Here is a 20,353-nt window from a genome sequence, read left to right on the forward strand (position 1 = left end):
AATCCGGTCTACTCGACGGAGAGGCGGGCGAGGACCTGGCGGGTCTGATCCACGTCCTGGTACATCTGCTCGACCAGCTTCTCCACGCCTTCATAGGCGACCATGCCGCGCAGGTGCTCGACGAACTCCACCCGCACGTGCTGGCCGTAGAGGTCGAAGTCCTCCACCGCCTCGGTGGGCCGGTCGATCACGTGGGATTCCACCACCCGCTCGACCCCGTGGAAGGTCGGATTCGAGCCCACCGAGATCGCCGCGGGCCAGCGGGCGCCGGCGGCGTCGACCAGCCAGCCGGCGTAGACGCCGTCGGCGGGGATCATGCCCTCGGAGTCGCGGCCCAGGTTCGCGGTCGGGAAGCCCAGGTCGCGTCCGCGGGCGGCCCCGTGGACCACCTCGCCGAGCACCGCGTGCGGGCGTCCGAGCACCTCGGCCGCCGCGGCGACGTCGCCGGCCTCCAGGGCCTCACGCACCCAGGTCGAGGAGCAGCGCCGCTCGGTCTCGGCCACCGAATGCCCGATCAGCGCGAAATCATCCACGCCGAGCACGCTGAAGCCGTAGCGTCGGCCCAGCTCGACCATGGTCTCGAAGTTCCCGGAGTTCCCGCGGCCGAAGCGCACGTCGTGGCCGATGACGACCACGGAGGCGTTCAGCGTGTCCACGAAATAGGTCTTGACGAACTCCTCGGGGGTGAGCCCGGCGAGGTCGAGGTTGTAGTGCAGCACCAGCAGCGCGTCGATGCCGGTCTCGGCCAGGCGCTGGACCTTCTCCGCGGTGCCGGTGAGCATCTCCGGGGACTCTTCGGGGCGGTGGACCTGCAGCGGGTGCGGATCGAAGGTGATCGCCACGGCCTGGGCGCGCGGAGAAGCGTCCACTGCGGCACCATCGGCCGGCCCGTGGGCGGCGGCGACCAGACGGGTCAGGACCTCCTGGTGACCCAGGTGGACGCCGTCGAAGTTGCCGATGGTCACGGCGGTGGGTCCGAGCCCGCGGGGGACTTCTTCAAGACCATTCCAGAACTGCACGCCGATCAGCCTATCGCTCATCACTGGGTGTCCCGCGCGGCCTCGGTGCCCGGCCGGTGCCGCAGCAGCCAGAACAGGCCGATGAACGGCAGCAGCAGCGGCACGAACCCGTAGCCGGCACCGAAGTGGGACCACACGGTGGCCTCGTTGAAGAGCTCCGGATCCAGGTAGGTCCACAAGCCGACGCCGAGCACCCCGGTCAGCTCCACCAGCACCGCGATCAGAGCCACCAGCCAGGCGCGGGGGCCGATCCGAGCCAGGGCAAGGGTGGCGACGATGTAGACGGCGGCGGCGAAGGCGCTGAGCGAGTAGGACACCGGGGAGGCGTCGAAGTCGGTGAGGATCTGATACAGCGCTCGGGCGAAGGAGGAGACGGCAAAGATGCCGTAGGCGGTGATGATCAGCATGCCGACTCCGCGGTTGCGCGGAGTGGGCGAGGCGTTGGCCGGCACGTCCGGCGACGGCCGGGTCATAGCGCGCTTCCCCACCAGATCTCCTCCAAGCGGTAGACCATCACGAACACGACAAGTCCGACGAAGCTCATCACCAGGTTGGACCAGCGGGTCTTGTCGATCATGGCCCAGATGAACACTCCGACCGGAAGCAGAAGTGCAGTCAGGATATAGCCCCAGAACTCCCACGCCTCGCCGGCCACCGGAGCCCCGGCGATCTGCCGGATCCCGGCGTAGATGCCGTAGGCGATGAGGTAGAGCTCGATCGCGGCCAGCGAGATGATCGAGGAGTCCGCGGGGTGATCGCGGGCCGCGGTCATCACCCAGCAGACCAGCACGGAGAGCCCACAGACGATGGCGCCTATGAGGAACATCACCGTCATTCGGAGGCTCCGGGCGGCTGTGTGACTCCGGTTCCGGCGGGCCGAGCCCCGGTTCCGGCAGTCTGCGACCCTGAATCCGCCGATGCTGAATCGGCCGAGCCGGGTCCGGTGCTGATCGCGAAGACCAGCTCGGGCTTGGCCTGGTAGTCGATGGAGTCGGAGTCCGCGGCATGGGCGGCGTCCGGTGAGGCCGAGGCGCCCTTCTTGGCGGGCACATCGATGAGCAGCGCGACCAGCTCCCCGTCGGGGTCGAAGGCCGCCGTGAGCTGCGGGTCCTCGCCGGTGCCCGAGGCGGTGATCCGCCGGCCGTAGCCGAGGTTCTCGGTCTCCTCGGCGGTGAGCTGACGCGCCGGGAAGAGGTGCTCGGCGGCTTCGGCGAGGCCGATGTAGCCGAAGTCCTCGCCCAGCTGGTCCAGGGTCAGGGTCTGGTCGATGCTGTAGGAGCCCACCGCGGTGCGGCGCAGCGCGGTGAGGTGACCGCCGACCTCGAGCGCCTCGCCCAGATCCCGGGCCAGGGCGCGCACGTAGGTGCCGGAGGAGACCCGGACCTCGATGTCGACGTCGACGAGCTTGCCGCCGTCGATCCGGCGGATCTCGAAGACCTCGAAGTCATGGACCGTGACGTCGCGGGACTTCAGCGCGACCTCTTCGCCGGCGCGGGCCCGGGCGTGGGCGCGCTGGCCGTCCACCTTGATCGCGGAGACCGTGGCGGGGACCTGTTGGATCGCGCCGGTGAGCTTCGCGATCTCGGCCGCGATGGCCTCCGGGGTCACCGCATTGGCGAACCGGGTCTGCAGGACCTCGCCCTCGGCGTCGTCGGTGGAGGTGGACTGACCCAGCCGCACGGTGGCGGTGTAGGTCTTGTCCACTCCGACGATATGGGTCAGCAGCCTGGTGGCGCGGTTGATCCCGACCACCAGGACGCCTGTGGCCATCGGATCCAGAGTGCCGGCATGGCCCACCTTGCGGGTCCCGGCGAGCTTGCGGATCCGTCCGACCACGTCATGGCTGGTCAGGCCGGCCGGCTTGTCCACCAGGACAAGTCCGGAGCCGACCTCCAGCTCTTCAGGCTTCTGCTTCTTCCCCATGCGTATCCAGCCTCAGCTTCCGTGCGCTCAGCGATCCGCGGAGCTGGAGCGGCCGGCGTCGTCGTCGGATGCGGCGTCGTCCTGCGATGCGACCGGCTCCTCCTCGACCTGCCAGCGGTAGGGCTTCTCCTCCGAGGCGGGCTGGGCGTCCTTGCGCAGGGCGGCGACCTGCTCGTCCTGTTCGCGGGCCTTGCGCAGGAGGTCCTCCATGTGCGCGGCCGTCTCCGGGATCTCGTCGGCGACGAACTCCAGAGTCGGGGTCAGCCGGATGTTCAGCTGCCGACCGAGCTCGTAGCGCAGGGTGCCCTGGTTCGCGGCCAGGACGGCCTCGGCCCCTGCCCGGGACTCCTCGTCCGGGGCCATGACGGTGTAGTACACCGTGGAGTGCTGGAGATCATTGGTCACCCGGGCGTCGGTGACGGTGATCAGTTCTGCGCGCTCATCCTTGACCCGGCGGCGCAGCGCCTCGGCCACGATCACCTTGATGCGCTGCGCCAATCGGGCGGCGCGTGCTGGATCTGCCATGATGCGCTCCTTTCAGAAGACTTGTGTGTCCCTGGCCTGGATCCGCGCTTGATGCGGGGCCAGGTGGGTATGGTCTGCGGACAGGTCCGGGGACCCCGCCTGTGGCAGGGTCCCCGGAGCTGTCACCGGTGAAACCGGCGGGCCTGGTCAGGAGCGCGGAATTTCGCGCATCTCCCAGGTCTCGATGCTGTCACCTTCGCGGATGTCGTTGAACGATCCGAGGCCGATGCCGCACTCGAAGCCGTCGCGGACCTCGGTGGCGTCGTCCTTGAAGCGCTTGAGCGACTCGATGGTGAGGTTGTCTGCCACCACGTTGCCATCGCGCACCAGGCGCGCCTTGGCATTGCGGCGGATGAGGCCGGAGCGGACGATCGAACCGGCGATGCTGCCGAACTTCGAGGAGCGGAAGACCTCGCGGACCTCCGCGCTGCCCAGTGAAGCCTCTTCGTACTCTGGCTTCAGCATGCCCTTCAGGGCTGCCTCGATGTCATCGATCGCGGCGTAGATGACCGAGTAGAAGCGCATGTCCACGCCTTCACGCTCGGCCAGGTCGTTGACGCGCTCCGCAGGTCGGACGTTGAAGCCGATGATCACTGCGTTGTCCACAGTGGCCAGGTTCACGTCGTTCTGCGTGATCGCACCGACGCCGCGGTGGATGACGCGCAGCTGCACATCGGCACCCACATCGATCTTGAGCAGCGCATCTTCCAGGGCCTCCACGGCACCGGAGACGTCGCCCTTGAGGATGAGGTTGAGCGTGTCGATCTTGCCGTCGGCCACAGCCTGGTCGAAGTCTTCCAGGCTGATGCGCTTGCGGCGCTTGGCCAGCTGAGCGTTGCGCTCCACGGCTTCACGCTTCTCAGCGATCTGCCGAGCAGTGCGGTCATCGGAGGTGGACAGGAAGGTGTCACCGGCGCGAGGCACCGAAGACAGACCCAGCACCTGCACCGGACGGGAGGGCAGGGCCTCCTTGACGGTCTCGCCGTGCTCATCGAACATGGCGCGGACGCGGCCGTGAGCCGTGCCGGCGACCATGTTGTCGCCCACCCGCAGCGTGCCCGACTGGACCAGCACAGTGGCCACGGCGCCGCGACCCTTGTCCAGGTTCGCTTCGATGGCCACGCCGCGAGCTGCCTTGTTCGGGTTCGCGGTGAGCTCCAGGGCTGCGTCTGCGGTGAGCAGCACGGCCTCGAGGAGCTCGTCGATGTGCAGGTGCTTCAGCGCGGAGACGTTGACGAACATGGTGTCGCCGCCGTACTCCTCGGGCACCAGACCGTATTCGGCCAGCTGACCACGGACCTTGTCCGGGGAGGCGCCTTCCTTGTCCATCTTGTTGACCGCGACGACGACCGGCACGTTGGCGGCCTTCGCGTGGTTCAGCGCTTCGATGGTCTGGGGCATGACGCCGTCATCGGCGGCCACGACCAGCACCGCGATGTCGGTGACCTTCGCACCACGAGCACGCATGGCGGTGAACGCCTCGTGACCGGGAGTATCGATGAAGGTCAGGCCGCGCTCGACGCCCTCGTGCTCGACGTGGACCTGGTAGGCACCGATGTGCTGGGTGATGCCGCCGGCTTCGCCTTCGGTCACCTTCGCGCTGCGGATGGAGTCCAGGAGTCGGGTCTTGCCGTGGTCGACGTGACCCATGACGGTCACGACGGCGGCACGGGCGGAGAGCTCGTCGGAGCCCTCGGCTGCCAGCTCATCTTCGATGTTGATGTCGAAGGTGTTCAGCAGCTCGCGGTCCTCGTCCTCCGGGGAGACGATCTGGACCGGATAGCCCAGCTCATCGCCCAGCAGGTGGAAGGTCTCTTCGTCGAGGGACTGGTTGGCTGTGGCCATCTCACCGAGCTTCATCAGCACGGTGACCATGGCTGCCGGCTCGGCATTGATCTTCTCGGCGAAATCGCCCAGCGAGGAGCCGCGGCGCAGCCGCACGACGGTGGTGCCGTCTCCCTTGGGAACGCGCACGCCGCCGATCTCGCGGGACTGACGCTGCTCCATCTCCTGGCGCTTTGCGCGCTTCGACTTGCGAGCCTTGGCCTTGGAGCCGCCGCGACCGAAGGCACCTGCTGCGCCGCCACGGCGAGGACCGCCGCCGCGACCGCCGCGTGGCGGGCCACCGGCGGGGGCGCCGGGACGACCACCGGCAGGAGCCGGGGTCTGGCTGGGCATCATCGACGGCTTGGGACCGCCCGGACGTGGTGCGGCTGCGGGGCGGGCTGCGCCGCCCGCTGCCGGTGCGCCGGGACGTGAGGCGCCGGCCGGGCGAGGTGCACCCGGACGCGGAGCGCCGGCTGGTGCACCCTGACCGCCGCGGGGACGGGGTCCACCGCTGCGCTCATTGCGCATGCCCTGCTGGGGTGCGAACGGGTTGTTGCCCGGACGGGGTCCAGCCGGTTTGGGACCGGGGCGGGGGCCGCCGGTTCCACCGGGACGCGGGGCCTGGCGCTCGGCGCCCATGCCCTGGCTCGGCGCGTAGGGGTTGTTGCCCGGGCGGGGACCGCCGGGCTTGGCGCCTGATGCGGCGGGCTTGGAGGCGGGCTTCTCAGCCGGAGCCTCCGTGCTCGCAGCGGGCTTCTCGGCAGCCTTGGGGGCTTCAGCCTGGGGAGCTTCGGCCTCAGGAGCCGGGGTCTCGGCCTTCGGGGCCGACGCCTTGGGGGCAGCAGCTGCGGGGGCTTCGGGTTCGGGCGCTGCAGCAGGCTTCGGGCCGGGCCGGGGGCCGGGCTTGAAACCGCCGGGCCGTGGCGCGGAGGATCCTGATGCGGCGGGCTGTGCCGGGCCTGAGCTGTCAGCGGCGGGCGCGGAGGCACCGTCGGACTTCTTCGGACCTGGGCGGGCAGCGCCGTTGGACGCGGGGGCGTCGGCGGCGGGCTTGGCGTCAGGGAATGCCTGACGCAGCTTCTTCGCCACCGGGGGCTCCACGGTGGAGGAGGGCGACTTCACAAATTCGCCCATGCCCTGCAGTTTTGCGAGGGCTTCTTTCGAGGTGATGCCGAGCTCTTTGGCGAGCTCGTGTACGCGGGCCTTGGCCACATTTCTCCTTGTCTGGCCCACGCTTCCCCGCTGGCACCAGCGGGGCTGATGTCAGCGGTTCATCGGCGAAGGCCGTTTGAACTGTTCTGAAACCGTGACGGAGTTGCTGTGATGGGTCATCGCTGCGAACTCATGCGTCGGTCTTCATCGGGGATCCATCTCTCTGAACCCGCTTTCTGGTCTCTTCCGACTGTCCGCTGCATTGCTGCAGCCCCAGGCGGCGTCAACCGTTGGTGCCAATAATGTCGTGCAGGTCGAGCGTCCTCGGGTCCACGGTCCGGCGGAAGGCCCGGTTGAAGGCCTTGCGCTTGACGGCGGTCTCGAAGCACTCACGCTGCGGGTGCAGCCAGGCGCCTCGTCCGGGCAGGGCCCGATCGGTGTCCCACACCACCAGCGGCGGTGCAGGATCGGCGTTCTGGGCTGCGCTGAGTGCGAGCCTTATTGCCTTGTCCTGAGCGACCTCACGGCGACAGCCGATACAGGTACGCACTGGAACCATGACAGTCTACCCCTTCCGGCGGCGTCGAGCAGAAACGTGGGAGTGGGCGGCCGGTCAGGGTGCGGCGAGCGTGGCGTCGGAGACGATGTCGATCCGCCACCCGGTGAGCTTCGCGGCGAGGCGGGCGTTCTGACCCTCCTTGCCGATGGCCAGGGAGAGCTGATAGTCCGGGACGACCACGCGGGCGCTGCGGGTGGCCTCGTCCAGGATGGTGACCGATTTCACCTTCGAGGGTGAGAGTGCGTGGGCGATGAACTCGGCGGCGTCGTCGGAGTGATCGATGATGTCGATCTTCTCGTCGTTGAGCTCGTTCATGACCGCCCGGACGCGGGAGCCCATGGAGCCGATGCAGGCACCCTTGGCGTTGATCCCCGACTGGTGGGCGCGCACCGCGATCTTGGTGCGGTGCCCGGCCTCACGCGCGATGGCCGTGATCTCCACGGAGCCGTCGGCGATCTCGGGGACCTCATGCTCGAAGAGCTTCTTCACCAGGCCCGGGTGTGAGCGCGAGAGCGTGATGGAGGGTCCGCGCATGCCGCGGTGGACGTCGACGACGAAGGCGCGGATCCGATGACCGTGGACGTATTCCTCGCCGGGGACATGCTCCTGCGGGGGCAGCAGCGCCTCGACGCTGCCCAGGTCCACCTGGACCATGTTGGGGTTGCGGCCCTGCTGGATGGTGCCGGAGATCAGCTCGCCCTCGCGGCCCTTGAACTGGCCCAGGACCTGATCGTCCTCGGCGTCGCGGATCCGCTGCATGATGACCTGGCGGGCGGTGGAGGCGGCGACCCGTCCGAAGTCCCGGGGGGTGTCGTCGAACTCCCCGATGAAGGTGCCGTTCTCGTCCTGCTCCTTGGCCCACACCGTGACGTGGCCAGTGGACTGATCGATCTCAGCCCGGGCGTGCTGCAGCGCTCCGGGCGATTTGTGGTAAGCCAGCACCAGCGCCTGTTCGATGGCGGGGATCAGCCGCTGCAGCGGGATCTCTCGCTCTTTGACAAGCATGCGCAGTGCGCTCATATCGATATCCACTTGTGCCTCCGGTTAAGCCAGTATCTACTGCGTGTGGGAAAACTCTACCTGCACTCGTGCGTGGGTGATCGCCGCGAGACTGATCTCCGCGGGATCTCCGTACTTCACCGGCATCCCCTTCTTGGGGGTCGGCTTCTGCTCGACCACGGTGATGGAGCCGTCGCTGACCGCCTGCAGCCGGGCCAGGATCGGGCTGTGCCCGGCCTGGGTGATCTCCAGCATCCGGCCCAGGTTGCGCTCGAAGTGCCGCGGTGTGGTCAGCGGGCGGGTCGCGCCGGGGGTGGAGACCTCGAGGTCATAGCTGTCGAGTTCGGGCAGGACGTCGTCCTCGTCGAAGCGGGCGGAGATGGCCTGGGACAGTTCGGCGATGGTGTCCAGATCCACCTGGTCGGTGCCGGTGAGCAGATCCACCGAGACCTTCAGCGTGGTGGTGGGCCCGTTTGCGGCGAGCTCGATCTCCTCGAGGTACAGCCCCTGCGCGGTGATCGCAGGCGTGATCAGCTCGGCGATCTTCGCGGCGCGGGCATCCTGGAAGCGCTGCTCACCGGTGGGGCGGGGGGCGGTGGCCATGACGGTCCTATCGGTGGTGGTCTGCGGTGCGTCTCTATTGTGCCTGAGACTCGCCGCACCTCCTACCGGGCCCTGTGGGTGCGCCCTGCTCAGCCCCGGCCCGCTGGCGGACCGAGTCTCCGGGAACGTCGGGGGTGATCGCTCGGCGGCGGCGCAGCGGCGGCTCAGCGGAGGAGCTTGCCCTTCGCGGCCGCGAACTCCTCCTCGCTGAGCAGACCCGATCGTCTCAGCTCGGCCAGCCGCTGCAGGTCATCCATGAAGCTCGTGCCGCTGGGAACTGCCAGCGGCACAGGTGCGAGCGGGGCCGGAGGAGCGGCATGGGCGATCGCCGCCAGCGCGGCTGCCTCGATGCGCGCCTGCTGATGGGCGGCGGCGTAGTGCTCCTGGTCGTCGCGGTCCTGTGCCCGACGCTGCTGATAGACGTCCCCCTCCCCGGTCAAGGCCTGGGTGGCGCCGAGCAGCACAGACGTTCGGGCAGCCAGTCCGATCAGCCCCGGGCGTCCGACACGTTCGATCGTCACGGCGGTCCTCCCTCCACGGGGTCATACAGGTCGATGAGTGCGTTGACGACCGGGGCCGGTACTCGCGTGGTGCGCAGGACCTCCGCCTCCCCCTGGGCCAGCCGGTCTGCGAGCATCAGCTCGAACCTGAGCTCCAGGGCCAGCACCACCGCCGAAGACCCGCAGGCCAGCGGCGCGGCGAGCTCGATGAGGTCCTCCTCGCCGATCAGCCCCTCGGTCACCGGGTCCGGCCCCACGCTCAGTCCCAGCCGGTCGCGTCCCGCCAGGTCGAGCATGGCCGCTCGTCCGGCCTCGTCCTTGCTCACCGCGACCAGGTCAAGGAGTCTCACCGCGCCGGTGGAGAGCACATCTGCCAGAGCGGTCAGGGCACCGGGGGCCGGCTCTTGTCCCTCGAAGGCGAGCAGATAGATCTCCACGGGGCCGTATCGAAAGTCAGGCATGGTCTTTTCCCTCTCCGGTGATCTCCGCGATCCGGCAGAGCCCTGCAGCACAGGGGGTGTCTGGTCCGATGCTCGCAGAGCCGACCGCGCGGCGGCGTTCTGCTCACCCGGAACGGGTGATTTTCAGTCCACCCGCCGCGGGGTCTGTGTGACGCTCAAGGTGTCAACTCCTCGACGGCGGCAGCGTGCACAGAAGGGCAATGTCATGGAATTCTGGGAATCGTTCTGGTCCATCATCTGGTGGTTCGTATGGGCCTTCGTGTTTGTGGCCTATCTGATGGTCATGTTCAGCATCATCGGAGACATATTTCGGGACAGGAAGCTCGGCGGGTTCTCCAAAGCGGTCTGGGTGTTCTTCTTGGTGTTCCTGCCCTTCCTCACCGCATTGATCTATCTCATCGCTCGTGGCGGCGGGATGGCTGAGCGCGGCGCCGCAGCTGATCAGAGAAGCCATGAGGCGATGCTCGCGCGGCTGCGGGAGGTGGGCGTGACCAGTCCCAGCGTCGAGATCGAGAAGGCGGCCCTGATGCGCGATTCGGGCACCATCACCGAGGAGGAGTTCAGGTCGCTCAAGGCCAGGGCCCTCGCCTGAGGCTCCAGGTTCAGGGCGCGAGCTGCTGAGCCTCGCGGCGGGTCCGGACCCCCAGCTTCCGGTGGATCGCTCGCTGGTGGGTCTTGACCGTGTTCACCGAGACCATCAGCGCGTCCGCGATCTCCTGGATCGTCTTGGAGGTCTGGAGCAGGCGGTACACCTCGACCTCCCGGCCGGAGAGGGCCGCGAGGACCCCGCGGCGGCTCTGTTCAGCCGTCAGGGCGCTGGCGATGAAGGCCTCATGGGATGTGCGTCGGGTCAGATGGTCCGTGAGCAGCAGGCGAAGATTCAGGTCACCGTCGCAGAAGGGCTGGCGGATGTCTTCGCGCTCCGCGATGTCCAGGGCGTACTCACAGTATTCGTGGGCGACGTCCGGTTCCCCGCGCATCCGGTGGACCAGGGCAGCTGAGATTCGTGCGGAGATCGCCACGTAGGAGATTCCCAGGAATGCTCGATGCCGGGACAGCAGGCGGAATGCGCGAGCGGGATCCCCGGCTCGCCGCAGAATGCCGGCCAGCACGACCCCGATCATCGGAAGGTCTGCCGCATCAGGGTGTCGCTCCACCAGCGCCAGGGCCCTCGGCCGGTGCCCCGCGACCTCCTCCAGCACGGCCTGCGCCGCATCCCGGAAGATCGGCCACTGCACCCCCTGGGCCTCCTCCCGTGACACAGCCTCCAGCTCGAGGGCAGCCCTTCGACACAGGGCCGGATCCCGGGCACCCGCAGCGCTGAAGGCCAGGAACGTCCGCACCGCGCCGCCGAGAGGAACAGGGGCGTCCCCCGCCTCGATGACGCGACCGAACCATTCGGTGGCGCTCTCGAAGTCTGCAGACCAGTACGCCAGCAGTCCCATCGCGGTGCCGAGCGCACTGCCCTCGTAGTGTGTCGATATCGAGGTCGATGCCTGAAGCGGAGCATCGACCTCGCTCAGGATGCGACGGGCGCGGGCGTTCCTGCCATCCCACAGATCGACCATGGCGAGACTGCCCAGTGCGCTCCGCTCAAGCTGGGCCTCCCCCATCGCTCCCCACTCGCGGGCGGCGGCAGACATGATCTCGGGGGCAGACTCAGGGTGCAGGCGGAGCCGCAGCTCGGTCCAGGCCAGCAGGAACAGCACCCCGACCCGCTCCCGTCCCTCGAACTCCCCCGAGACAGAGAGCCGCGCATGGACGTCCCGCGCCGCCGTCAGCGCCGCTCTGGGGTCGTCGGTGAGAAACAGTCGCGCGACCCGGAGCGCGGACTCCACACCCTCGTCCGTGGTGTCATCGGGCAGCGAGTCCAACACCTTGCTGAATCGGGTGCGTGACACCTGATGCTCGCCCAGGACATCTTCGGCGCAGGCGAGGATGAGCTGTGTCGTGGCCGCGCCGGATAAGCGCTGCGGAAGGCCCGCGCAGAAGGTGGCGACCTGTCGGGCGTGGTCCCCGATGATCAGCTCCAGCCAGTTCGCGACCAGCACCTGATGGGCACGATCATGATCCTGAGCCGCCTGGAAGTGGCGCAGTGCTCTCAGGGGGTTGGTGGACGACAGATGCTCGCCTGCCCTGAGGTGGAGCAGGTTCAGCGCCGTCGGGTCCTGACGGCGCAGGATCTGGGTGCACTGCCGCGCGAAGATCGGATGCCACCGGTAGGTCGGGGTCTCGCCCGATTCGCAATGCCGACTCAGGAAGATGCCGCGGTCGACCAGCTCATCCAGCACCGCGGCAGCGTCGTCTCGACCGGACAGTGCGGTGGCGAGCTCGGCCGTCAGCTCCGTGCAGGCAGTCGTGGTGAGGATGAACACCGCCAGCGATTCACCCAGCCCGTCAAGGATCTGGGTCTGCACATAGCTCCTCAACAGGTCCTCGAGGCTGTCTCCCGCTCCGGGAGGCCGTTGGCTGGCCAGCGCGGCCGTCTGCACGGCGATAGGCCATCCCTGCGTGCTCTCGAGCACCTCGCGCGAGTCCAGGCTGTTTCCGAATCGCTTCAGCAGGCCCTCGGTCTCTGACCGGTCGAAGGCCAGATCCGCTGCGGAGAGATGGGCGGCGGAGTCCTCCAGGATCTGTTTCGCCAGCCAGGCCTCGATCGGGGTGGTTCCCAGGAACACCAGCCGCAGGTGTTCGGGGGCGTCGTCGACGAGCATGCCCAGCAAGCCGGCCCTCAACTGACCTGCGGCTCGCTGGGCGTCGTCGATCACCAGCACGGAGACAGACGCAGGCCGCTCGAAGGTCCGGCAGACCTGGTCGTAGAGCGTGTTCGCGTCGGAGCCCGGATCCAGCTCACCCAGCGCCTCGCGCAGATCGTCGTCGGCGTGGAGCAGTCCGCGCAGGGCAGTGATGACACCCGACGTGAGCGCCGCCGGTTCATCGTCGGCCGGACCCAGGCAGAGCCAGGCGACCGGACGCGGCTGATGCCTCGCCCATTCGGCGGCGGCCCGAGTCTTGCCGTGACCGCTGGGGGCGCTGATGACGGTCATCCGGTGTCCTGTGACCGCGCGCTCGATGGCCGCGGTCGCGCGGGGACGCGGCAACAGGTCCGGCCGACTCGCCGGAATGCGATAACGGGCCCATGGCACTGTCGGATGCGCTGGCCTCGAGGCGGCCACGCTGGGAGTATATCCACGCTGCGCGACGGCGCGGGAGGGCTGGTCGACGACGCGTGGGAGCTCATCTGCGAGCGCCCCTTAGACTTGGGCCGGTAGAAGATCCCTCACCGGAAACGAGTTCACCTGTGCCGCTCCGCCTGTCTCACCTGTTCCTCCGCACGCTGCGCGACAACCCGGCCGACGCCGAGGTCGCCAGCCACCAGCTGCTGGTCCGCGCCGGCTACATCCGCCGCGCCGCCCCGGGCGTCTACAGCTGGCTGCCGCTGGGGCTGACCGTGCTGCGGAAGATCGAGGCGATCGTCCGTGAGGAGATGAACCGGATCGGCGCCCAGGAGGTGCACTTCCCGGCACTGCTGCCCAAGGAGCCCTATGAGGCGACCGGCCGCTGGGACGACTACGGCGACGGGATCTTCCGGCTCAAGGACCGCAAGGACGCGGACTACCTGCTGGCACCCACCCACGAGGAGGTCTTCACCCTGCTGGTGAAGGACCTCTACAGCTCCTATAAGGACCTGCCGCTCTCGATCTATCAGATCCAGACGAAGTACCGCGATGAAGCCCGCCCCCGGGCAGGCCTGCTCCGCGGCCGCGAGTTCATCATGAAGGACTCCTATTCCTTCGCGCTGACCGAAGCGGACCAGAGCGCGGCCTATGCGGCCCACCGCGAGGCCTACCTGCGGATCTTCGACCGGCTCGGCCTGCCCGTGGTCCCGGTCAACGCACAGTCCGGCGCGATGGGCGGCTCGGCGTCCGAGGAGTTCCTCTTCCCCTGTGACGTCGGCGAAGACACCTTCGTGGAGTCCGAGGGCGGCTTCCGCGCCAACGTCGAGGCGGTGACCACTCCGGCTCCCGAGCCGCTGGACTTCTCCGGACTGCCGGAGGCCCAGGTCCACCACACCCCCGGCACCGACACCATCGCCACCCTGGTCGACGCCGCGAACACCCACCAGCCCCGGGCCGACCGCGAATGGACTGCGGCGGACACGCTGAAGAACGTCGTCGTCGCGGCCGTGCTGCCTGACGGCACCCGCCGGATCGTGGTGCTCGGCGTGCCGGGCAGCCGCGAGGTGGACCTCAAGCGCGCCGAAGCCACCATCGGCGGCCTCCTCGGCGTCGGCGGCGAGGTCGCATTGGAGGCCGCGAACGAGGCGGACCTGAAGAAGCACCCCGGACTCGTCCGCGGCTACATCGGCCCCGGACTCTCCCTGGACGCCCCGGTCCTGGGCGAGGAGTCCAGCACCGGCATCAGCTACCTGGTGGATCCCCGCGTGGTGTCGGGCACCAGCTGGATCACCGGTGCCAACGCATCTGACCAGCACGTGTTCGGCCTGGTCGCCGGGCGCGACTTCGGCTGGGACGGCATCATCGAGTCTGTGGTCGTGGAATCCGGTGACCCGGCCCCGGACGGCTCCGGTCCGCTGCGCACCCGCCGCGGCATCGAGATGGGCCACATCTTCCACCTCGGCACCCGCTACGCCGAGGCGCTCGGCCTGCAGGTCCTCGACGTCAACGGAAAGCTCGCCACCGTGACCATGGGCTCCTACGGCTTCGGCGTGACCCGCGCGCTGGCCGCCATCGCCGAGGCCACCCACGACGACAAGGGCCTGATCTGGCCCGCCGCGATCGCTCCGGCCGATGTGCATCTGGTCGCCACCGGCAAGGGCGAGGAGGTCTACGCGGCCGCCGAGGCGCTGATCAGCGAGCTCGAAGCCGCCGGCCTGACCGCGATCTACGATGATCGGCCCAAGGTCTCCCCCGGCGTGAAGTTCGGCGACGCCGAGCTGCTCGGGGTCCCGATGCTGGTCACCGTGGGCCGCGGCCTGAAGAACGGCACCATCGAGCTCAAGGACCGCCGCTCCGGTGAATCCCACGAGGTCCCGGTGGCCGAAGCCGCGGCGGCGGTGCTCGAACACGTCAAGGGTCTGCGCTGACCGAGACCCTCGAGGCCGCCACTGATCTCGTGATCGGTGGCGGCCTCGAGATCACCTGGGTGACCCTGCTGCTGCTGGTCATGGCCGGCTTCGCGGCCGGGTGGGTGGACGCCGTCGTCGGCGGGGGCGGGCTGCTGCAGCTGCCGGCGCTGCTGATGGTCCCGGGGATCACCCCGGTCCAGGCGCTGGCCACCAACAAGCTCGGGTCGATCTTCGGGACGACGACGTCGGCGATCACCTACGCGCGACGGGTCAGGCCCTCGATGACCACGGCGCTGCCGATGGCCGCGGCGGCGCTGCTGGCCAGCTACGGCGGCGCGGCGGTCGCCGCCTCGCTCCCGGAGCGGATCATCCTGCCGCTGATCCTGCTCGCGCTGATCGGCGTGGGCGTGTTCACCGCAGTGAAACCCCACGTCGGGCAGCTGGAGAAGCTGCGGCACGCGGGGATGGGCCACCTGGCGCGCGCGGTGACGATCGGGCTGATCGTCGGCTTCTACGACGGTGTGCTCGGCCCAGGCACCGGCACCTTCCTGGTCATCGCCCTGGTCACCGTGCTGGGCTACAACTTCCTGAACTCCTCGGCGCAGGCGAAGGTGGTCAACGTGGCCACGAACCTCGGCGCGCTGCTGTATTTCTTCCCCGCCGGACACGTGTTCATCGGTCTCGGGCTGGTGCTGGGTGCCGCGAACATGGCCGGGGGCTACCTCGGCGCGCGGATGGCGATCGCCAAGGGATCCAAGTTCATCCGGGCGGTGTTCCTGGTGGTGGTCTTCGCGCTGGTGATCAAGCTGGGCTACGACGTGGCCATGGACCTCTTCGGCTGATCCTCGACGGCGCGGCCTCCGTCGGCGGCGGCCAGGTCCGCACCGTCTCGATCGACGTCGGCTAGACCGACGCCGGCCTGATGTTGTGGTTCAGCCGGAACAGGTTGGTCGGATCGTAGCGAGTCTTGATCTCGATCAGCCGTCGGGTCTTGTGCCCGCCGTAGACCTCCTGAACGGCCCCCGTCGGATCGGTCTCATGCTCGGCGCCGAGGAAGTTCACATACTGGCCGTCGTCGGCGTGGGGTTCTACGGCGGCGTGCGCCCGCCGAGCAAACGCCGTCAGGCGAGAGTCCTCGGACGGGTCCTGCCAGAATCCGTAGATGTTGAGCCAATAGCGGGCCGAGCGGTTGGGAAAAGCGGTGGCATTCTCGGCCACCCGGCCGAAGGCGCCGTCCATATGATGGATGTCGAAGCCCGTACCGATCCAGGTGAGCTCCCCGGCGATCTCCAGCAGCGCGTCGATGACCTCGTCATCGAGACGCGAGAAGGAGGCGTTCTTCCAATAGCCGCGCGCGCCCTTGGGGAAGAGCCCGTCCATTGCGGACTGCCATGCAAGCCATTGGACCGGCTCGATCTCCTCGGCGTCGGGCGGGGCATGCTCGCGCAGCCGGTCCACCAGTCGCGAACCCTCATCCAGGTCTGCTCCGACCCAGGCGACCCCGATGACCAGCACCGGCTCCTCGCCGACCCCGTACTCCGAGGGCAGCCGAATGATCGAGAGGATGCTGGTCATCTCGTCGGGCAGGTCCTCGGTCCACCGGGCGAACGCCTGCAGCGCCTGCCGCCAGTGGGGCCGGCCGTAGACCAGGTTTCCACCCAGGACCTGTTCCGGCAGTCGCTGTGCCCGGTAGACGAAGGAGGTCACCAGTCCGAAGTTCCCGCCCCCTCCGCGGAGCGCCCAGAACAGGTCTGGGCTGTTCTGCGCATCTGCATGCACGTGCTCCAGGTTGCTGGTGATCACCTCCGCGGAGATCAGGTTGTCCAGCGTCAGGCCGCAGGCCCGGGTCAGCCAGCCGACCCCGCCGCCCAGGGTCAGTCCAGCGACCCCGGTGGCGCTGATCACCCCGAGCGGGACCGCGAGGCCGTGCGGGACCGTGGCCGCGTCCACATCGGCGAGGGTCGCGCCGGGCTCGACCGTCACGATCTGAGTCTCAGCATTCACGTCGACGCCGCGCAGCAGGCTGAGGTCCAGGACCAGCCCTGCCTCGACGGTGCCGTGCCCGGCCACATTATGTCCTCCGCCGCGGACCGCGAGCGGCGTTCCAGTGCGTTGTGCGAGGTCGAGCACGGGCTCGACATCGGCGATGCTGCCGGCTCGGACCACGGCGCGGGGATGAACGTCCACCATGCCGTTCCATACCCGGCGCGCGTCTTCGTAGAGCGGATGGTCCGGTTCGATCACCACACCCGACAACGAGGATCTGAGTTCCTGCAAGGACTGGTCGAGGTCTCGATCTGTGTCCATGTCTGCGCCCTCCATGTGGAGGTTGTCTCTTGACGCCGGGCGCCCGATCGCCGGAGCGCTTCAATGCGGCGTGGTGGGGAATGACTTAATTCTGAGCAGGCCCGCGCAGCGCTGTCAACGGTGCATGAACGCTGAGCTGAATCGCCTGTGACGGGGGCTTTCATCGACCGCCTGCGGCTGACCGATTCCTGTTTCGAGCAGGAGGTCAGTCGAGGCTCTCGAGGAGGTCGGCGGCTTCGGCCTGGAGCTCTTCGACGGCGACCTCGGCCTCCTCCTCGGAGAGCGCGTCTTCCAGCGGGACCGCCACCGTGACGATGTGCGAGCCGCCGCGCAGGGTGATGGCGGCATTGTGCTCGGTCTCGCCCTCAGCGCTGATCCGCCGGGTGGTGCCCAGTGCGGCGTCGGCGGTGGAGGAGACGTCGACGGTGTCCACCGAGGTGGAGGTCTCTGCGGAGTCCTCTCCGCCGCGGCTGGCCGTGTAGGAGTCGCAGGAGTCCAGTCCGTCCTCTTCCGCGGCGAGGTATGCATCCGCGGCGCGCCAATCGCGGAAGGTATAGATCACGGCCTGGCGCGCTCCGGGCAGGTCCACGGTGACGGGCTCGGGCTCGGGCTCTTCCTCGTCCTCGGAGCCGCCGTTCTCTGAGTCACCGGAGTCGTCGGAGTCTCCGTTCCCTGGATCACCGGATGCGCCGTCGCCCTCAGGGTCGGCATCTTCTCCTGACTCGGATTCATCTGCAGAGTCATCTCCGGACTCGTCGTCCTCGGTGCTGGCGAGCTGGAAGCGCGCCCGGTCACCGAACGTACCGGCTTCGGGGTCGCCCTGGGCATCTTCGGGCTCCTCGGGCTGCTCATCGCTCCGGTCCTCAGCAGACTCGGTCGTCTCGTCCGCGTAGGCCACCAGCGCGCCGGCAGGAACCGGCACCGCCGAACGCACCACGAACTGCTTGCACTCGGGCGGGTCGACCACCAGCCGCTGCAGCTCGGTCTCGATGTCGCGCAGTCCCGCCCAGTACTCCGAGGTGTCGCTCAGCGCGGCATCCGGGTAGCGGGACTCCAGCTGCTCACGCATCTCCTCGTGGGAGAGCTGGTTGCCGGAGGGTTCAGGGACCTGCTGCTGGACTCCCCCGGTGCTGGTGTCCGGCTCGGCCGCCGGCGTCCCGGCCTGCTCCGCGGGGGAGCTCTCACAGCCGGTGAGCAGGAGCACACCGAGGAGCCCGAGCGCTGCGCCGACGGTGGGGCGGCGGCGGCGCTGCGCGGCGCGAGTGGAGGGGAAGAAAGTCATCTAGAACAGTATGGTCGCGAACGTCCCCACCTGGGTGAATCCAACACGCTCGTAGGCGCGAATCGCCGCAGTGTTGTAGCTGTTCACATACAGGCTCACGGTGGGCGCCAGCTTGAGTCCGTGCTCGACCACGGCGGCCATCCCCGGCCCGGCCAGGCCACGTCCGCGGTGGCTGGGCCGCACCCAGACGCCCTGCACCTGGACCACCTCGGGGCTGACCGCGCCGAACTCGGCCTTGAACACGATCTCGGAGGTCTCGGGATCCACCGCGATGATCGAGTGTCCGGCGTTGATGAGTCCGCGCACGCGCTCCCGGTACTGGCTCGCGCCCTGGGCGTAGGGGGAGAATCCCAGCTCTTCGGTGAACATCGCCGCACTGGCCGTCTCCACCCGGGGGAAGTCCCCCGACTGGGACAGCCGTGCCCCCGCGAGCGGCTCCACTTCAGACACCTCGGTGATCGACATCAGCGGCTGGTCCGGCCGGACGTCGCGTGCGCCGGTCCAACCGGTGGCCTCGAAGAGGTGCAGGGCAGCATCGGCGCCCCCGTAGATCGAGGCCACTCGTCGGCGCATCGCACCGACGGCCACCCCTAGGAGTTCTCCCTGGGCGGCGGTTGCCGCCACGGGGATGATGTTGCTGCCCGTCCAGCAGGCGGCGAGCAGCCCGTTCTCGCCGTCGATGCCGAGCACCACGGCGCCGTTGCGGCCCTTGCCGGGCGCGGCAGAGCGGCGGGCACGCACGGTCGCGGTGACCGAGACATTGGCCACCGGATCGGTGGCGAGCAGCTGCTCGAGCGCAGGGGTGTCCCCGTGTCCGAGCACACGGACCTCTCCGCGGGTGGCGCGGTGCACGCGTGCGGCTGCGGCGTCAGCTGACGGAGACCACAGGGGCACTCGCTGCCTGAGCATCTCCATCGGATTCGCGTTCCATCTCCTCGGCCAGCCGGTTGGCTTCTTCGATCAGGGTCTCCACGATCTGGTCCTCGGGCACGGTCTTGATGACTTCGCCCTTGACGAAGATCTGTCCCTTGCCGTTGCCCGAGGCCACGCCGAGGTCCGCGTCGCGGGCCTCGCCTGGTCCGTTGACCACGCAGCCCATGACGGCCACGCGCAGCGGCACGGTCATGCCCTCAAGGCCGGCGGTGACGTCATCGGCCAGGGTGTAGACGTCGACCTGGGCGCGTCCGCAGGAGGGGCAGGAGACGATCTCGAGCTTGCGCGGGCGCAGGTTCAGCGATTCCAGCAGCTGGTTGCCCACCTTGACCTCTTCGGCCGGCGGGGCGGAGAGCGAGACGCGGATGGTGTCGCCGATGCCCTGGGAGAGCAGCGCGCCGAAGGCCACGGAGGACTTGATGGTGCCCTGGAAGGCCGGTCCGGCCTCGGTGACGCCCAGGTGGAGGGGCCAATCCCCGCGCTCGGCGAGCATCTGGTAGGCCTGGACCATGATCACCGGGTCGTTGTGCTTGACCGAGATCTTGAAGTCGTGGAAGCCGTGCTCCTCGAACAGCGAGGCCTCCCAGACGGCGGATTCGACCAGCGCCTCGGGCGTGGCCTTGCCGTACTTGTCCATGACCCGCTTGTCCAGGGACCCGGCATTGACGCCGATGCGGATGGAGACGCCGGCGTCGCTGGCGGCCCTGGCGATCTCGCCGACCTTGTCATCGAACTGTCGGATGTTGCCGGGGTTCACGCGCACGGCCCCGCAGCCGGCCTCGATGGCGGCGAACACGTACTTGGGCTGGAAGTGGATGTCGGCGATCACCGGGATCTGCGACTTCATCGCAATGATCTTCAGCGCCTCGGCGTCCTTGTCCGTGGGGCATGCCACCCGGACGATGTCGCAGCCAGAGGCGGTGAGCTCGGCGATCTGCTGCAGAGTGCCGTTGATGTCATGGGTCTTGGTGGTCGTCATCGACTGCACCGAGACGCGGTGATCACTGCCCACACCTACTGACCCGACCTGGAAGTTGCGCGTCTTCCGGCGCGGCGCCAGCACTGGCGGCGGCGCGGAGGGCATTCCGAGATTGATCGCGGGCACAGACTCTCCTGATGGATCTTGAGTGTTGACGTCGGTCAGACGTCAGATTCTTGGGGCATCGGCGAGGGT

The 20,353-nt window shown here is 68.6% G+C and carries 19 protein-coding genes; 3 read left to right on the forward strand and 16 right to left on the reverse strand.

The features are described from left to right. Positions 1-8 precede the first annotated feature (8 nt). From LTH93_RS03305 to LTH93_RS03355, 11 genes are all read right to left on the reverse strand, one after another. Complete coding sequence (locus tag LTH93_RS03305) at positions 9-1,040, reverse strand: bifunctional riboflavin kinase/FAD synthetase (protein ID WP_370642647.1); 1,032 nt, start codon at positions 1,038-1,040, stop codon at positions 9-11. After that, positions 1,040-1,507, reverse strand: coding sequence for a hypothetical protein (locus LTH93_RS03310; RefSeq protein WP_370642648.1), 468 nt, complete (start codon positions 1,505-1,507; stop codon positions 1,040-1,042). The genes LTH93_RS03305 and LTH93_RS03310 overlap by 1 nt, the downstream gene beginning before the upstream one ends. After that, on the reverse strand, positions 1,489-1,845 hold the full coding sequence (locus LTH93_RS03315; RefSeq protein ID WP_342357715.1) for a hypothetical protein: 357 nt from the start codon (positions 1,843-1,845) through the stop codon (positions 1,489-1,491). The genes LTH93_RS03310 and LTH93_RS03315 overlap by 19 nt, the downstream gene beginning before the upstream one ends. Positions 1,846-1,850: 5 nt before the next feature. Continuing rightward, entirely contained in the window at positions 1,851-2,942 is a 1,092-nt protein-coding gene (gene truB, locus LTH93_RS03320) for a tRNA pseudouridine(55) synthase TruB (protein WP_241470079.1), read from the reverse strand. Positions 2,943-2,969: 27 nt separating this feature from the next. Continuing rightward, on the reverse strand, positions 2,970-3,467 hold the full coding sequence (gene rbfA, locus LTH93_RS03325) for a 30S ribosome-binding factor RbfA (RefSeq protein WP_241470080.1): 498 nt from the start codon (positions 3,465-3,467) through the stop codon (positions 2,970-2,972). Positions 3,468-3,614: 147 nt separating this feature from the next. Next, positions 3,615-6,506 carry a translation initiation factor IF-2 gene (gene infB, locus LTH93_RS03330; RefSeq protein ID WP_241470081.1) on the reverse strand — a complete coding sequence of 964 codons (2,892 nt, stop codon included), beginning with the start codon at positions 6,504-6,506 and terminating at the stop codon, positions 3,615-3,617. Between the two features lie 223 nt (positions 6,507-6,729). After that, positions 6,730-7,005 carry a YlxR family protein gene (locus LTH93_RS03335; RefSeq protein WP_241464093.1) on the reverse strand — a complete coding sequence of 92 codons (276 nt, stop codon included), beginning with the start codon at positions 7,003-7,005 and terminating at the stop codon, positions 6,730-6,732. 54 nt (positions 7,006-7,059) lie between these two features. Beyond that, positions 7,060-8,037 carry a transcription termination factor NusA gene (gene nusA / locus LTH93_RS03340; protein WP_241464092.1) on the reverse strand — a complete coding sequence of 326 codons (978 nt, stop codon included), beginning with the start codon at positions 8,035-8,037 and terminating at the stop codon, positions 7,060-7,062. 24 nt (positions 8,038-8,061) lie between these two features. Beyond that, positions 8,062-8,607 carry a ribosome maturation factor RimP gene (gene rimP / locus LTH93_RS03345; RefSeq protein ID WP_241464090.1) on the reverse strand — a complete coding sequence of 182 codons (546 nt, stop codon included), beginning with the start codon at positions 8,605-8,607 and terminating at the stop codon, positions 8,062-8,064. 164 nt (positions 8,608-8,771) lie between these two features. Then, entirely contained in the window at positions 8,772-9,128 is a 357-nt protein-coding gene (locus LTH93_RS03350; RefSeq protein WP_241470082.1) for an SHOCT domain-containing protein, read from the reverse strand. Continuing rightward, the gene (locus tag LTH93_RS03355) at positions 9,125-9,568 is read right to left on the reverse strand and encodes a DUF6325 family protein (RefSeq protein ID WP_241464086.1); all 444 of its coding nucleotides are present in this window, start codon (positions 9,566-9,568) and stop codon (positions 9,125-9,127) included. The genes LTH93_RS03350 and LTH93_RS03355 overlap by 4 nt, the downstream gene beginning before the upstream one ends. Positions 9,569-9,773: 205 nt before the next feature. Between LTH93_RS03355 and LTH93_RS03360 the strand changes: the two genes are divergently transcribed. After that, positions 9,774-10,160 (forward strand): SHOCT domain-containing protein, encoded by a 387-nt coding sequence (locus LTH93_RS03360; protein ID WP_241470083.1) that lies wholly within the window; start codon positions 9,774-9,776, stop codon positions 10,158-10,160. A gap of 10 nt (positions 10,161-10,170) precedes the next feature. On the opposite strand, the gene LTH93_RS03365 is transcribed toward LTH93_RS03360, so the two are convergent. Beyond that, entirely contained in the window at positions 10,171-12,615 is a 2,445-nt protein-coding gene (locus LTH93_RS03365) for a helix-turn-helix transcriptional regulator (protein WP_241470084.1), read from the reverse strand. Positions 12,616-12,869: 254 nt separating this feature from the next. On the opposite strand from LTH93_RS03365, the gene LTH93_RS03370 reads away from it, so the two are divergent. Both LTH93_RS03370 and LTH93_RS03375 read left to right on the forward strand, forming a co-directional pair. Then, the gene (locus LTH93_RS03370) at positions 12,870-14,675 is read left to right on the forward strand and encodes a proline--tRNA ligase (protein ID WP_241464082.1); all 1,806 of its coding nucleotides are present in this window, start codon (positions 12,870-12,872) and stop codon (positions 14,673-14,675) included. A gap of 29 nt (positions 14,676-14,704) precedes the next feature. Beyond that, positions 14,705-15,499, forward strand: coding sequence for a TSUP family transporter (locus LTH93_RS03375; protein ID WP_370642650.1), 795 nt, complete (start codon positions 14,705-14,707; stop codon positions 15,497-15,499). Positions 15,500-15,560: 61 nt separating this feature from the next. Here the strand turns inward: LTH93_RS03375 and LTH93_RS03380 are convergent, their stop codons facing one another. The 4 genes from LTH93_RS03380 to ispG form a co-directional block, all read right to left on the reverse strand. After that, entirely contained in the window at positions 15,561-16,964 is a 1,404-nt protein-coding gene (locus LTH93_RS03380) for an FAD-binding oxidoreductase (RefSeq protein WP_241470085.1), read from the reverse strand. A 205-nt stretch (positions 16,965-17,169) separates the two neighbouring features. Continuing rightward, positions 17,170-18,246 carry a hypothetical protein gene (locus tag LTH93_RS03385; RefSeq protein WP_241470086.1) on the reverse strand — a complete coding sequence of 359 codons (1,077 nt, stop codon included), beginning with the start codon at positions 18,244-18,246 and terminating at the stop codon, positions 17,170-17,172. Then, positions 18,247-19,140 (reverse strand): GNAT family N-acetyltransferase, encoded by an 894-nt coding sequence (locus LTH93_RS03390; protein ID WP_241470087.1) that lies wholly within the window; start codon positions 19,138-19,140, stop codon positions 18,247-18,249. It abuts the gene before it with no gap. Beyond that, positions 19,115-20,263: a flavodoxin-dependent (E)-4-hydroxy-3-methylbut-2-enyl-diphosphate synthase gene (gene ispG, locus LTH93_RS03395; protein ID WP_255727281.1), complete on the reverse strand. Its 1,149-nt coding sequence runs from the start codon at positions 20,261-20,263 to the stop codon at positions 19,115-19,117. The genes LTH93_RS03390 and ispG overlap by 26 nt, the downstream gene beginning before the upstream one ends. Positions 20,264-20,353: the final 90 nt, after the last annotated feature.

It is taken from the genome of Nesterenkonia sp. DZ6 (assembly GCF_022565835.1).
Lineage (GTDB): Bacteria > Actinomycetota > Actinomycetes > Actinomycetales > Micrococcaceae > Nesterenkonia.